Here is a 13,967-nt window from a genome sequence, read left to right as displayed (position 1 = left end):
GCGACGAGACGGTCGAGGATGTTGAAGACGTCCAGTCCAGCCCTTAAGACATTTCGGGTCGCCGGATCGGTGTCGGCGACCGTAAGCTGCTAGATTTCAGGAGAAGATGTGCGCGTTCTTTCGCGATTGCGTGCCGAAAGCGGAAGTGTTTCAGTTGAATCTAGCGTTGGCGCGCGGCTTTCGAGCAAATCCTACCGGTCTGCTTGTTTAGCGTTGGCGGAGAGAGGGTGACCATCGACGCGTCATCTCTAGTGCGGCAATCTTTCAGGGGCATGGCATTGAAGCCGTCCGGAAGCTTGAAAATCGATACCTTCTCGATGCGCATCGGCGACATCGAGGGCATCGAGCTCGATCGGTTGCACGGGCACTCCCTGTCCGTTGGATGGCCGCACCGGGCCGAAGACTGGCAGTTCCTGCGCGAATCGGGGCGCGGCTTCGTGGCGCTCGATGAGATCGGCCGCGTTCTCGGTTCGGCCATGTGGTTCGCGCACGGCACCGATTTCGCCACCGTGGGCATGGTCATCACCTCGCCGCGACTGCAGACGCTCGGCGCAGGACAATGGCTGATGAAGCGGGTCTTCGAAAAGGTCGCCGGGCGCGATCTGCGCCTCAATGCAACACGAGCGGCAAGACGGCTCTATCTTTCGCTCGATTTCCAGCCGGAGAAGACCGTCTACCAATGCCAGGGCATCGCCCGTGCGGAGACGATGGGTAGACTGGCGGAGACAAGGGGCGATATCCGGACTTTGGGCGAAGGCGACATTGCCGCGGCGATCACGCTCGATGCGGCGGGATTTGGCGTCAGGCGCGCGGCGCTGATCGCAAAGCTCTTCGCGCACTCGGCCGGCTATGGTCTTTTCAAGGGCGGCAGGCTGAAAGCCTTCGCGCTATGTCGCCCGTTCGGGCGGGGCCATGTCGTGGGACCGGTCGTGGCGGAAAGCGACGTCGACGCCGTGGCCGTCGTCCGGCCGCACGTGGTCGACCATTCAGGATCTTTCCTCAGGATTGATACGCATATGGACAATGGCGACTTCGCTGCCTTCCTGTCGCACAGCGGCATGCCGGTCTTCGACACGGTGCTGACCATGTCGCTGGGCAAACGGCTCGCCGATTTTGCCGTCGCAGGCGCGGCTATGCCGAAGACCTATGCTCTGGCGAGCCAAACTCTCGGATAGTTCGGTGTTTTCGTCGGCAATAAGGCGCCGGCCAACATTCAACCATTGCAAGGTGCGATCTGAACGTTCCGAGCAACTGGTACAGCGACACTCCAGTTGGCGATGCGATTCTTCCCATCGTTTTCAACACATCCTCGCTCAGTAAGAGTCTCCCGGGGCTTTCATCCTGACATAAATGCGCCAACCGCCATGTTAGAGTCCCACGATCGAGGACAGCTGCTACGTGCTGTTCTGAAATGAGAGGAGCGTTTCCTACGTCCAGGATCAGCCGTCGCACCGTGCTCTTCCAGTCGGGCACCACCGTTGTCGCCTTGACCGCATCAGCCACGGCACTCGCCACCGAGGCACCGCGTCGAGAAGGAGAACCGTCGAACGAACTGCGAGCGTTGATCAACGCGCATAAGACGGCATACGCAGCGTTCAACAAAGCCGTCCATGAAACGGGTAGCAACAGCCGCGACTACGATGAGGCCAGCCGAGAAGAGGAGAGGGCGCTGATCTCCATCTGCGCCTTTCCCGTGGCCACGCAAGGCGATCGCTTTGCCAAGGCACGATATCTTCTCGAGATCGAGGCGCGCGGCGAACTAGATTTGCCGGAGCACATGCAAGCTCTGCTCCACTCCACGATGTGGACGGTATGAGATCGCGGCATTATGGCGAGTGGTTCTCCATCTGATCGGCGGCATGGATGCGCAATGCTCTCTGACCTCTTGGGCAGCTTCGCGCCGCATGCCGGGACACTCAAGCAGCCGTGTTTCGTCTACCAAATGCGAACCTCTTTGGCTCCGAGTCCCAGGCGATTTGCACCTAGATGCGGTCGTTCAAGGCACGACGAGCGGACGGTCTCGTTGGTCTAGTTGGTCTTCAATTGACCAACACGGTTCTCGGCAATCCATCGGGCGGCGAGCACAAGGGCTCCCATGCTGAAGTCCTTGCCGTGCTTTGCCACCATTTCTTCCGACAAATTGGCGAGCCGTTCAAAGAATTCATCCTTGCTCCTGTCTTCGGGGGTGAGTTCGGTTTGCATTCTCTTCTCCTGTTGTTAGCGGCCTGCATTGGCCTATTTGAACATCTGCGCGGGAAAGGTGACGATCGCGACGGTACCATCGACGGCACCCACCGCCAGGTGGCGTCCGTCACCGGACCAGTCGAGCGCGGTTACTGCGCTGCCCATTGGCCTGACGAGGAGTTCGTCCCGCGCGCCGATCTGGGCGATGGTGATCCGGCCGTTGGCATAGCCGGCCGCAACCAGTCCCTTCTGCGGATGCGCGGCCACTGTCTCGACCGGCACCAGCCCGGCGCGACCTGTCTCCAGCGCGCCAGAGGTCTCTCCTTCAAGCGGCGGCGCAGTCATCGACCAACCGGCGATCCGGAAGGCGCCCGATGCAAACAGAGCGTTCTCTGGCAGGCTCCAGCACACTGTACGGACCGGCGTTGGAAATCCCGAGACGATCTCAGCCCGGCCATCAGTCATGCTGACCAGGGCAAAGCCTCCGGTTTCGAGCCCGCAGGCCAGCCAGGTGCCGTCGCCACTCCAGCGGATCGATACCGGGCGCGACGAAAAGGCGAAATCACGTATCGAGGTGGCCTCGCTTTCGACCATCCAGATCGATAGCCGGTTGTCCAAGCTGCAGGCAAGGCGCCTTCCGCCTGGCGAAAAGGCCAGCGCATCGGCGGACGGGGTCGCACCGTGGTGCAGCCTTGTTGCGGCGCTTCCGCCGCGCGACAGGAAGATGTCCTGCCCATTGCTGACAGCTGTCATGGCCGTCCGAGGGCTGTAATCGAAGGCGACGGCCGGTCCGTCAATCTTGACCAGCGTCTCCATCACAGTGCCGTCCGCTGCCAGATGCACCACTTGCCGGCCGCCGTTCCGACCATGAAGCCGGACCCAAGGTAGCTTGCGAGCGGGACATCGCCTTCTCCCAGCGCGGCGGTAGTTATCAATGGTGCCGGTGCTCTTTCCCTGGGGCGGATCGTCGTTTGGCCAAGGTCGCCGCTCACCCTGATCCGCGATTCCGGCGGCTCCTGGTCCGCGACCGCAGCTATGGCAACCGTCCCATCAAGGCCGGTGAAGGCGACAGCCGAGGCATCGGCGCTGAAGCGCAGGTCGGCGACCGCCGACGGGCGACGCCAGCTTCTGGCCAGCAGGTCGAACAAGGTCAGGTTCTGTATCGCGTGCTGGTTCATGGCCCTTCCCTTCGTCAGTTTCCGGTCTCCGCCAGGCAGCGGTCGACGTCGTCGATGTCGCCTTCGGCGGCGGCGATGCGCTCCTCGCACGTCGTGCATGCGTGTCTGAGTGCCGCGGCGCTCTCCTCGGCTTCATGCAAGTCTCGCACCAGTTGCACGTTTGGACCGCTTCGGCCGATCTCGAGCTCCAGGCGCAGCACGTCCATCTCGATACCGGAGAGTTTCTGGTTGAGCCGCTGCGCCTCCGAGGTCAGCGCCGAGACCGTGGCGACAAGATCGAGGCGGCGGGCGAGCAACGTGTCGCGCCTTTCGGTTTGGCCCATCGGAGCCTCCTTCATTTTTCGTTTCCGGGCATCGGTCCTGGCGGTTGCTCGAACGCCGCCAGCAATCCGGGCAGTGTGCCGGCCTGCGACCGGAACTGCTTTTCGGCGGTCTCGATGTGGCTCTTCAGCTGATCCCAGATGTCGACGCGCATCACCGATGTTGTGTCGCCGGTGAGGCGCTCTATCTCCTCGACACGGAACTGGCGCGAGAGCGAAACGCCGGAAAACACGAAGTCACGCAGCAGGATCGCGTGGTTCTCGATGAACAGATGGATCATCGGATGGGTTTCCGCGGTGACGCCGCCGGCAGCAAGCTCGGCCCGGATGAAATCCTGAAAGTGGCTCTGGAGGCGAAATTGGCTCTCGCCCAGGAAGCGCATGACGAAGACCAGATCGCGAGGCATCAGCCTGACAAGATCGCCGGCGATGTCGTCTGGCTGTCGGGATATTGGCGATGGCAGGCCTTGGCTGTCCTTTTCATCAGGCATGGGCTCTCTCCAATGCTGAGCCGCATGGGCCGCCTCTTCAAAATAATAGAGACAGGATAGAATTGAATAGATGAAATCTGTTTTATGAATGCTGCGATAGCTAAGTAAGCATTCGCAAATGCGAATTGAGTATAAATATTACAGGCGTAATTTACATCTGTAAAATGGCGTTACAGTTGGCTGCCGCGTTTCGCGGCGAAGTGAACGGCGATTGGTTTCGAACGGCCGGCGTTGGGCTCTTTTCAAAACTGGCACGGCGCTTGCTTTGTCATTTGCATAAGAAGCCCATCGCACTTTGCGGTGCCAAAAGAACGAAGGAACGGAGGAAGCAGGTCAGGTCCGCTTCGGTACGCCCATCGCAGCAGCGGTTGGCACCGGGCGCTGCCGATACCTCGGAAACCTTTGCCGCGATCCACTCGAACAGCCCGACGATGAGTCGCGCCTGAATGCGCAACCCTTTGTCGTGCCGTTCGCACTCTCACTGGCGGCGTTGTGTGCCGTCTCACGCCCGGATCAAGGGATCCGCGGCTCAAACCTGGTGGAGGCTTATGACGATGTCGTCTCTGACGCTCAACAAGATCACCTCGCAACGCGGCATTTCCGTAGGCGAGGCGACGAAGAAGATTTCCGACCTCGGTTGGAACCCGACCTATGTCCAGGAAGCGATGACGTTTCCGACCGACTACAAGATCGCCAAGGCGCCGCGCGATCCGATGAAGCAGGTGCTGCGCTCTTATTTCCCGATGCAGGAGGAGAAGGACAACCGCGTCTACGGCGCGCTCGACGCTGCCCTTCGCGGTGACATGTTCCGCAATGTCGAGCCGCGCTGGGTGGAATGGATGAAGCTCTTCCTCGCCATCATTCCCTTCCCGGAAATCTCCGCCGCCCGCTCGATGGCGATGGTGGCGCGGCTGGCGCCGGGCGAGGACCTCAGAACCGGCTTCACCATGCAGATGGTCGATGAGTTCCGTCACTCCACCATCCAGATGAATCTGAAGAAGTGGTACATGGAGAATTACATCGACCCGGCAGGCTTCGACATCACCGAAGAAGCCTTCGGCAAGTGCTACGCAACCACCATCGGCCGCCAGTTCGGCGAGGGCTTCATCACTGGCGACACGATGACGGCCGCCTGCATGTACCTGACCGTCGTGGCCGAGACGGCGTTTACCAACACCCTCTTCGTCGCCATGCCTTCCGAGGCCGCACGCAACGGCGACTATGCGCTGCCGACCGTTTTCCTGTCGGTGCAGTCCGACGAGAGCCGGCACATCGGCAACGGCCACTCGCTGCTGATGGCCGCCCTGAAGGAGCCGGAGAACCATCTGCTGCTCGAGCGCGACCTGCGCTACGCCTTCTGGCAGAACCACGCCATCGTCGACGCCGCCATCGGCACCTTCATCGAATATGGCACAACCAACCGCGACAAGAACAAGGAGTCTTACGCGGAGATGTGGCATCGCTGGATCTATGAGGACTACTACCGCACCTACATGCTGCCGCTCGAGAAGTACGGTATCAAGGTCCACCACGACGACGTCCAGGCCGCCTGGGAGCGCATCACCAAGAAGAATTACGTCCACAAGGTCGGTCAGTTCTTCGCGGTCGGCTGGCCGGTCAACTTCTGGCGCATCGAGGCCCAGACCGACAAGGACTTCGAGTGGTTCGAGCACAAATATCCGGGCTGGTATGCGGAGTTCGGCGACTTCTGGAAGTGGTACGCCAAGCTCAGCCGCAAGGGCGAAAAGGTGCTGCTGTTCAACAGCGACGTCGGCTACGTCTATCCGCACCGCTGCTGGTCGTGCCTGGTGCCTTGCCTCATCCGCGAGGACATCGTGGTCGACGAGATCGACGGGCAGCTGCACACCTTCGCCCACGAGCTCGACCGCTGGACTGCCGTCGAGGCCTTCGCCGACGAGTACCAGGGCCGTCCAACGCCCGCGATGGGCCGCTTCAGCGGCAAGCGCGAGTGGGAGACGCTCTATGACGGCTGGGATCTCGCCGACGCCATCAAGGACCTCAACTTCGTCCGCTCCGACGGCAAGACGCTGATCCCGCAGCCGCATCTGCGCTTCGAGGCCGACCAGCAGTGGACGCTCGACGACGTGCGCGGAAACGTCCTCGGCTCGCCGCTCAAGGCGCTTCGCGGCATGTCTGCGGCCGATCGGGAGAAGCACCTCGCCGAGTATCGGGCCGGCTTCACCATCACGCCGTTCAATTGACGGTCAGGCGGGCCGGTTGCCGCCGGCCCGCCCACCGCTTGGTGGTCAACATGACACGTGCCCGCTTCGCCCTGCCCATCGCCATCGCGGCCTGGGCTGCAATCGCCGCAACCGTCTTCACTGTCACCGGGACGCGTCCGCCCGCCGACGACTGGAGGAAGGTGACGGCTGGCTACAAGGGCTCGCTCGGCCAGAAACCAAGAGCACCAGTGAAGATATTCGCTATCGGGAGTCCAATCTAATGACTGACGCTCACACAGTGCGCCTGGAGCCGGTCGGCGTCGAATTCGAGGTCGAAAACGGCGAAACGGTTCTGAACGCGGCATTCCGCCAGGGCATCGCGCTGCCGCATGGCTGCAAGGAAGGGCAATGCTCGGCCTGCAAATGCGTACTGCTCGAAGGCGAAGTCGACATGCTGAAATACTCGACCTTTGCCCTCAACGACATGGAGAAGGATAGCGGACACATCCTGTTGTGTCGGTCGATTGCCTATTCCGACATGCAGGTCGAACTCCTCAACTACGACGAGGAGGTTCTGGCGAAATCAATCGCGGTGAAGACGTTCAAGGGCCGGATCTCGAAGTTCGAGCATCTGACCCACGACATCCGCGGCATCGAGATCGAACTCGGCTCGCCGATAAAATTCTGGGCTGGGCAATATGTCGACATCACGGTCACCACGCAAAAAGGGGAGACGATTACGCGCTCGTTCTCCATGGCAAATACGCCGGACCAAACCCAAAAACTCTCCTTCATCATCAAGAAATACCCCGAAGGAAAGTTTTCCGGGGAACTCGATTCCGGAGGCATCCGTGTCGGAGCCGAGGTCACCGTCGTCGGACCCTATGGAACCTGCTTCCGGCGGGAAGAACGGCAAGGTCCCCTGATCCTTGTCGGCGCCGGCTCCGGCATGTCGCCGGTCTGGTCGATCCTCAACGATCACCTGAAGAGCGGCGAGAAGCGGGACGTCTACTTCTTCTACGGCGCGCGCACGCCAAGCGACCTGTTCTATCTCGACAGGATCACCGAGCTCGCCGGAAGCCACCCGGAGCTGAATTTCATCCCGGTGCTCTCGCACGTCAACGGCGAGGCGTGGGACGGCGAGCGCGGCTTCGTGCACCAGAGCGTCGATGCCAAGCTCAAACAGCTGGCGGTCGACGGGCAGGGCGACGTCTACGCCTGCGGTCCGCCGCCCATGATCGATGCGCTGCAGCCGGTCCTGTTCATGAACGGGTTCGAGACCGAACGCATCTTCTTCGACCGGTTCACCACGTCGTCCAGCGCCACCCCGGCCCATTGAGGTGGGCCGGAGCCAGCGACACCAAAGCAACTGCAACAAGGGAGTGAAGACAATGGTAGCAACGTCGAGTTCAGTCGGATCGGGAGCCGCGGGAGCCGCGATCTTCGCCGATTCGGACAGCCGGAAATATCGGTACTTCGAGCCGAAGGGCCAGCGCGCCACCCATTACGAGGATGTCACGGTCGACGTGCAGCCCGACCCCGAGCGCTACCTGATCCAGGACTGGATCATCTCCTTCTCGAACGGCAAGGGCGCCTACGTCAAGGACAACACGGCTGCCAGGAGCTCGAACTGGCATGCCTTCCGGGCTCCCGATCAGGAGTGGGAGCGTACGCACTACCAGCGCCAGTCGAAGATCGAGACGATGGTGCAGAGCGTCATCACCAACGCCCGCCGCGCCGGCGCGCCGAAGACCTTCGACAAGGTCTGGTCGAAGCTGCTGCAGGCGCATCTCGGAGCCTGGAAGCATGCCGAGTTCGGCCTGGGCACATCGCTCATGCAGGCGCAGCGCTACGGCTACACGCAGATGATCAACAATACGACGCTCACCAATTCCTCCTACAAGCTCCGGCTGGCCCAGGACATCACGCTCTATCTCGCCGAGATCGGCATGGACATCGCCGGATGGGACGACGAGCTCGGCAAGAAGCACTGGCTCGAGGACGGCGTGTGGCAGGGCACCCGCGAAGCGGTCGAGACCATCATGGGCATGGCCGACTATCTGGAGCAGTACTTCGCCATCAACATCGTCTTCGAGCCGCTGGTTGGCGAACTGTTCCGCTCCGGCTTCCTGATGCAGGCGGCGGCGGCCAACCACGACTTCATCACGCCGCCGGTGATCTCGGCGGCCGAAGCCGACTACGAGCGCAACCTCGCCAACACCATCGACCTGATCTACCTGCTCGCCAACGACGAGACGCACGGCGCGGCCAACAGGAAGCTGTTCCAGGGCTGGGTCAAGAAGCACGGCGCGCTCGCCGACAAGGCAGCCGCCGGCCTGCAGCCGATCTGGTCGATGCCGCATTCCAAGCCGGTTTCGTTCACCGACGTTCGCGCCCAGTCCGAGGAACGGATTGGCCGGATCCTCGGCGAACTCGGCCTCAAGCGCTGAATAGGGGAGAACACATCATGTCAGTAGCAGCACGCGACGCTTCGCAGTCTAACATCTTCAAATCGATGAAGGACATTACCTTCGAGCAGACGATCTCGCACCAGTGCGGCGTCACCATGAACGACTCGGTCGAGGCGCGCGCCATCGCCGAATTCATGGGCAAAAAGCCGGGAGTCATCGTTACCTACCAGCCAGCCATGATCCGCATCGACGGCAACGGCAAGCTGATCTTCAAGATGGACGAGATCAGCGAATATCTGGGTCGCGAGATGACCGCCGAAATCTTCGAGGTCAACACCTCCACCCACTACGGCCGCATGGTGCGCATCGACGACAACACGGTGATCCTGTTCGGGAACATGGACGAGGTCTTCGAATACATCTGAGCAACGATCCGGCGCGCCGCCCGGACGCGGCGCGCCGAAACCTTCAACACAACGCCCCACCAACACGACGACTGCGGAGGCAAGAATGTACAGGACACCTGAAGGCAAGGACATCTTCGTGGTCGATGGCCACACTCATTTTTGGGACGGCAGCCCGGAGAACCAGAGGAACATCCACGGCAAGCAGTTCATCGACTGCTTTTATGCCTATCACACAAACCTGAGCCCGAGGGAGCAACTTTGGCCGAAGGGCAAATTTGAGAAATACAGCGCCGACGATCTTTATCGCGACCTGTTCATCGACGGTCCGGATGACGTTGCGATCGTCCAGTCCACCTACCTGAAGGACTTCTACAAGAACGGTTTCAACACGATCGAGCGCAACGCCGAGGTCGCCAAGCGCTACCCGGACCGCTTCATCGTCAACGGCTCCTTCGATCCGCGCGATGGCGAGAAGGCGCTGGAATACATCCACTTCATGAAGGAGACCTACGACGTCAAGGGTGTGAAGATGTACACGGCCGAGTGGAACGGCGCCTCCAAGGGCTGGAAGCTCACCGATCCCGATGCCTACAAGTGCTTCGAGCTCTGCGAAAAGCTCGGCATCAAAAACATTCATGTCCACAAGGGCCCGACGATCATCCCGCTCAGCAAGGACGCGTTCGACGTTCACGACGTCGACCACGCGGCGACGGATTTCCAGGGCCTCAACTGGATCATCGAGCATTGCGGCCTGCCGCGCCTCGACGATTTCTGCTGGATCGCGACGCAGGAAACCAATGTCTATGGCGGCCTGGCGGTAGCGCTTCCCTTCATCCACTTGCGCCCGCGCTATTTCGGCGAGGTCATCGCCGAACTGCTGTTCTGGCTCGGGCCGGAGAAGCTCCTGTTCGGTTCCGACTACGCGATCTGGACGCCGCGCTGGCTGATCGAGAAACTCTGGGCCTACCAGATCCCGCAGGACATCGCTGCAGAACGCGGTGTACAACTGACCGACGAGATCAAGGAGAAGATCCTCGGCCTCAATGCCGCGCGCCTCTACAACATCGACATTGATGCGAAGAAGAAGGCGCTCGCAAGCTCGCCCTTCAGCATCGCGGCGGAGTAGGGGCCATGGCAACCGCCAGCGTTTCCGGCAGCCGCGAGGAGGAAGTCTGGCGGCGCCTTGGCGAGGTCAACGACCCGGAACTCGACGAAGCCATCACCGAGATGGGCTTCGTCGAGCGGGCCGAGATAACCAGTGACGGCACTGTGGAGGTCGACTTCCGCCTGCCGACCTACTGGTGCTCGCCAAATTTCGCCTTCCTCATGCTCGACGGTGTCCGCAAGGCGCTCGACCGGCTCTCCTGGTCGCCTGCCTATCGCGTGAAACTACACGACCACATGTTCGCCGAAGAGGTCAACCGCGGCATCGAGGCGGGCAGGACTTTCGGCGACATCTTCGCCGAGCTTGCCGGGGACCAGGATATCGACGCCTTGCGCGAAACCTTCAGCATGAAGGCCTTCAAGCGGCGCCAGGAGGCGGTCTTGCGCGGTCTGCGGGAGCACGGCCTGACGGATCGCGAAATCCTCGGCATGGATCTGGCGGCATATGATGCCGCCAGCTTCGAGCCGGGCGAGGCGGCCGCGCAGAAGCCACGGTACCGGGCGGCTCTGCTCCAGCGGTTTGCTGACCGCTGTCCAGGCGATCCGGTCTTCGTGACGTGGGAGGGGCGACAAATCCCGCCCGTCGCGCTCAGCGCCCACCTCGCCGAGCTGCGCGGCGTGCGCGTCAACATGGAGTTCAACGGCGCGCTTTGCCGTGGACTGAAGCAGACAAGATACAAAGAACTGAGTGTGGTCGACGGCGAGCCGACGCTGGTCGACTTCATCATGGACCGCGTGCCGGCGCGAAGCGCGCCGGCCGTCTAGGCAACGTCGAAAGCAACGGCCTCCCTCGCACGAGGCCCCCAACCAACAAGCCGCCCGTAAGGCGGAAGGAGGAGTCATGCCTAAAATAATGCTTCACAATTCGCAGGCCCGCCGGGCCCTTGCCCGCGGCGTCTATAGGCTGGCGGCGGCCGTCGAACCTACGCTTGGCCCCAAAGGCATGAACGCCATGATCGACCGGCCGATCGGTACGCCGATGGTGACCCGCGACGGCGTCAGCATCGCCTCCGAGATCGAACTGCATGACCGTTTCGAGAACATGGGCGCGCAGGTCGTTCGTGAAGTGTCGATGCAGACCAACGAGGTCGCCGGCGACGGCACCACGACCGCCATCGTACTCGCCAACGCGCTCATCCAGGGTGGCATCGAGGCGAATGAACGCGGCGCCAAATCGGTCGATCTCTGCAAGGGCATCGACCGCGCGGTGGCGGCGGTGGTTACTGCCCTCAAGGCCTCGGCCAAGCCCGCCAAGGGCAACGGCATCCTCGCCTCGGTCGCAAACATCGCCGCGACCGACGCCAGGCTTGGCGCGCTGGTGGCGGAAGCGCACGAGCGCGTCGGGGCGGAAGGCGTCATCACCACCGACTTCAGCGTGACCACCGAGACCACGCTTGACGTGGTCGAGGGCATGTCCTTCGACCGCGGCTACCTCTCGCATCACATGGTCACCGACCAGGAGAAGATGGAGGCCGTGCTCGAGCGGCCTCTGATCCTGATGACCGACCTCAAGATCAAGGACCCCAAGGCGCTCGAGACTGCCCGCCGCATCGCCGACGAGGCCGGGCGGCCGCTGCTGATCGTGTCGGAGGAAGTGTCGCCGGAGGTGGTGGTGACCCTGCTCGGCAAGCAGGGGTCCGGGAAATACCTCATCGTCCATCCGCCGGAATACGGCCATTGGCGCAAGGCGATGATGGAGGATCTGGCGATCATCACCGGCGGCAAGGTGATCGCGCGCGATCTCGGCGGCCGGCTGGAGGACATCACAGCCGAGGATCTCGGAACGGCCGAGCGGGTGAGGACCAGCGCGTCCTACACCTCGATCATTCGCGGTGGCGGCGACCATGCTGCGATCGCGTCGCGCCGCGCCCAGGTGCAGCGGCAGTACGAGGCCGCGCCGCCGAACATCGAGCAGGACAAGCTGCGCGAGCGCCTGGCCAAGCTTTCCGGCGGCACGGCCATCCTCTACGCCGGTGGCGTCACGCCCGTCGAGCAGAAGCGGACGATCCAGCTGATCGAGGATTCTCTCAATGCCGTGCGCGCCGCCTCCGAGGAGGGTGTCGTCGCCGGCGGCGGCTCGGCGCTGGCTCAGATCGCGCCCCTGCTCGACAAGGTGGCGGCCGAGGCGGAAGGCGACATCGCCGAAGGCGTGCGCCTGGTGCGCTCGGTGTTGTCGCGTCCGCTGTGGCGCATTGCCGCCAATGCCGGCGCCGATCCCGAAACCGTGGTGGCCGAGGTCACCCGCGTCAATGGCGGTTATGGCTACAACGCATCGGCCGGCAGCTACCAGAACATGTTCGAGGCCGGAATCATCGATCCGGTGCGCGTCACCTACACCGCGCTCGCCAACGCCGCCTCCGTGGCGACGCTGATCCTCACCACCGAAACACTGATCGGCGATCTCGCCGAGGACGAGGACCCGACCGCCGGCCCGGCACGTGGCGGCGGTTCGGAAAAGCTCGGCCGCGCCTGACGCGCATTCCAACGGAACGATTTGGAAAGGACACGACGATGAAAGCCGCCAGACTCTACGAATACGACCCGCACATGAACGTGAAGCTCAAGATCGAGGACGTCGTCGCGCCGACGATCACGGCCCCTGACGAGGTGATCGTGCGGGTCGGTGCCGCCGGACTGTGCCGCACCGACCTCCACATCATCGAAGGGGTGTGGAAACCGACCATGGATCCTGACGGCAGCCTGCTGCCTTACATCATGGGCCATGAGAATGCCGGCTGGGTCGAGGAGGTCGGCAGCGGCGTCCGATCGGTCAAGCGCGGCGACGCCGTGATCTGCCATCCGTTCCGCTCCTGCGGCATCTGCCTCAACTGCCGGCATGGCGAAGACATGTATTGCGACAATGGGCAGTTCCCCGGCCTCGGCATGAATGGCGGCTTCGCCGAATATTTCATCACCAGCGAGCGCTCACTCATCAAACTCAACGCCAATGTCACGCCGATCGAGGTGGCGCCGCTGGCCGACGCCGGCATCACCGCCTACCGCGCCGCCAAACGGGCGGCGAAGCTGTTGCGCCCAGGAAGCTACTGTGTGCTGCTCGGCATCGGCGGGCTCGGCCACATCGCGTTACAGTCGCTGCACGCGATTTCGGGCTGCCGCATCATCGCCGTCGACCGCGAGCCGGCGGCGCGTGTGCTGGCCAAGGATCTTGGCGCCGACTTCGTCCTCGACGGCGGGCCGAACGTTGTCGAGGAGGTAAAGGCGATCACCGGCGGCGGCGCCCATGTCGTCATCGATTTCGTCGGTGAACTCGGCGTCGAGAACATCTGCTGGAAGATGGTGCGCAAGGGCGGCCAGCTCTTCGTCGTCGGCTATGGCGGCGCGGTCAACGTTCCGACCGCGCATCTGGTCATCGAGGAGATCAACATCGGCGGCAGCCTGGTCGGCAATTTCACCGAGCTCGTCGAACTGATGGAGCTCAACGCCGACGGCAAGGTGAAGATGCACTACACCGAGTACAACCTCGCCAGCATCAACACCGCGCTCGACGACTTCAAGAACCGGCGCTTCACCGGCCGCGGCGTCATCGTTCCCTGAACCATCTGGACCGGATCCACGCCAAACGACCGCGTCGGTTTCCGATCTGTCATCTGCAAGGAGAGGAATTAATG

At 62.3% G+C, this 13,967-nt stretch carries 16 protein-coding genes; 11 read left to right on the top strand and 5 right to left on the bottom strand.

Features of this window, described 5'->3' with window-relative positions:
- Positions 1 to 272 precede the first annotated feature (272 nt).
- Together EN742_RS08390 and EN742_RS08385 are read left to right on the top strand one after the other, a co-directional pair.
- Positions 273 to 1,175, top strand: coding sequence for a GNAT family N-acetyltransferase (locus EN742_RS08390; RefSeq protein ID WP_127420437.1), 903 nt, complete (start codon positions 273 to 275; stop codon positions 1,173 to 1,175).
- Between the two features lie 278 nt (positions 1,176 to 1,453).
- A complete protein-coding gene (locus EN742_RS08385; protein ID WP_245482462.1) occupies positions 1,454 to 1,816 on the top strand; it encodes a hypothetical protein in 363 nt (120 codons plus the stop codon).
- Positions 1,817 to 2,028: 212 nt separating this feature from the next.
- Here the strand turns inward: EN742_RS08385 and EN742_RS37995 are convergent, their stop codons facing one another.
- Genes EN742_RS37995 through EN742_RS08370 form a run of 5 tightly spaced genes read right to left on the bottom strand, consistent with a single transcriptional unit; the run spans position 2,029 to position 4,173 of the window.
- On the bottom strand, positions 2,029 to 2,202 hold the full coding sequence (locus EN742_RS37995; RefSeq protein ID WP_189347354.1) for a hypothetical protein: 174 nt from the start codon (positions 2,200 to 2,202) through the stop codon (positions 2,029 to 2,031).
- Positions 2,203 to 2,235: 33 nt separating this feature from the next.
- A complete protein-coding gene (locus EN742_RS37990) occupies positions 2,236 to 3,000 on the bottom strand; it encodes a WD40 repeat domain-containing protein (RefSeq protein WP_210214440.1) in 765 nt (254 codons plus the stop codon).
- A complete protein-coding gene (locus tag EN742_RS38630; RefSeq protein WP_128332661.1) occupies positions 3,000 to 3,362 on the bottom strand; it encodes a hypothetical protein in 363 nt (120 codons plus the stop codon). The genes EN742_RS37990 and EN742_RS38630 overlap by 1 nt, the downstream gene beginning before the upstream one ends.
- Positions 3,363 to 3,376: 14 nt before the next feature.
- The gene (locus tag EN742_RS08375; protein ID WP_126058849.1) at positions 3,377 to 3,685 is read right to left on the bottom strand and encodes a hypothetical protein; all 309 of its coding nucleotides are present in this window, start codon (positions 3,683 to 3,685) and stop codon (positions 3,377 to 3,379) included.
- A gap of 11 nt (positions 3,686 to 3,696) precedes the next feature.
- The gene (locus tag EN742_RS08370; RefSeq protein WP_127407143.1) at positions 3,697 to 4,173 is read right to left on the bottom strand and encodes a hypothetical protein; all 477 of its coding nucleotides are present in this window, start codon (positions 4,171 to 4,173) and stop codon (positions 3,697 to 3,699) included.
- A 548-nt stretch (positions 4,174 to 4,721) separates the two neighbouring features.
- Here EN742_RS08370 and EN742_RS08365 point away from each other — a divergent pair.
- From EN742_RS08365 to EN742_RS08325, 9 genes are all read left to right on the top strand, one after another.
- Positions 4,722 to 6,395, top strand: a complete 1,674-nt coding sequence (locus EN742_RS08365) for an aromatic/alkene/methane monooxygenase hydroxylase/oxygenase subunit alpha (RefSeq protein WP_210211267.1) — start codon at positions 4,722 to 4,724, stop codon at positions 6,393 to 6,395.
- A 50-nt stretch (positions 6,396 to 6,445) separates the two neighbouring features.
- Entirely contained in the window at positions 6,446 to 6,637 is a 192-nt protein-coding gene (locus EN742_RS08360) for a hypothetical protein (protein WP_127405950.1), read from the top strand.
- The gene (locus tag EN742_RS08355) at positions 6,637 to 7,695 is read left to right on the top strand and encodes a 2Fe-2S iron-sulfur cluster binding domain-containing protein (RefSeq protein ID WP_127405949.1); all 1,059 of its coding nucleotides are present in this window, start codon (positions 6,637 to 6,639) and stop codon (positions 7,693 to 7,695) included. Before EN742_RS08360 ends, EN742_RS08355 begins: the two co-directional genes overlap by 1 nt.
- Before the next feature lie 52 nt (positions 7,696 to 7,747).
- Positions 7,748 to 8,806 (top strand): aromatic/alkene monooxygenase hydroxylase subunit beta, encoded by a 1,059-nt coding sequence (locus EN742_RS08350; RefSeq protein ID WP_127405948.1) that lies wholly within the window; start codon positions 7,748 to 7,750, stop codon positions 8,804 to 8,806.
- Positions 8,807 to 8,823: 17 nt separating this feature from the next.
- Positions 8,824 to 9,192 carry an MmoB/DmpM family protein gene (locus tag EN742_RS08345; RefSeq protein ID WP_040968968.1) on the top strand — a complete coding sequence of 123 codons (369 nt, stop codon included), beginning with the start codon at positions 8,824 to 8,826 and terminating at the stop codon, positions 9,190 to 9,192.
- An 85-nt stretch (positions 9,193 to 9,277) separates the two neighbouring features.
- Positions 9,278 to 10,300, top strand: coding sequence for an amidohydrolase family protein (locus tag EN742_RS08340; RefSeq protein ID WP_126058854.1), 1,023 nt, complete (start codon positions 9,278 to 9,280; stop codon positions 10,298 to 10,300).
- Between the two features lie 5 nt (positions 10,301 to 10,305).
- A complete protein-coding gene (locus tag EN742_RS08335; RefSeq protein WP_126058855.1) occupies positions 10,306 to 11,103 on the top strand; it encodes an iron-sulfur cluster assembly protein in 798 nt (265 codons plus the stop codon).
- A gap of 76 nt (positions 11,104 to 11,179) precedes the next feature.
- Entirely contained in the window at positions 11,180 to 12,811 is a 1,632-nt protein-coding gene (locus EN742_RS08330; protein WP_127405947.1) for a molecular chaperone GroEL, read from the top strand.
- A 38-nt stretch (positions 12,812 to 12,849) separates the two neighbouring features.
- Entirely contained in the window at positions 12,850 to 13,893 is a 1,044-nt protein-coding gene (locus tag EN742_RS08325) for an NAD(P)-dependent alcohol dehydrogenase (RefSeq protein WP_126058857.1), read from the top strand.
- Positions 13,894 to 13,967 lie beyond the last annotated feature (74 nt).

Origin of the sequence: Mesorhizobium sp. M4A.F.Ca.ET.020.02.1.1, assembly GCF_004022645.1 — a bacterium.
Lineage (GTDB): Bacteria > Pseudomonadota > Alphaproteobacteria > Rhizobiales > Rhizobiaceae > Mesorhizobium.
Note: the sequence above shows the minus strand (reverse complement) of the source record. Positions and strands in the feature narration are given on the sequence as shown.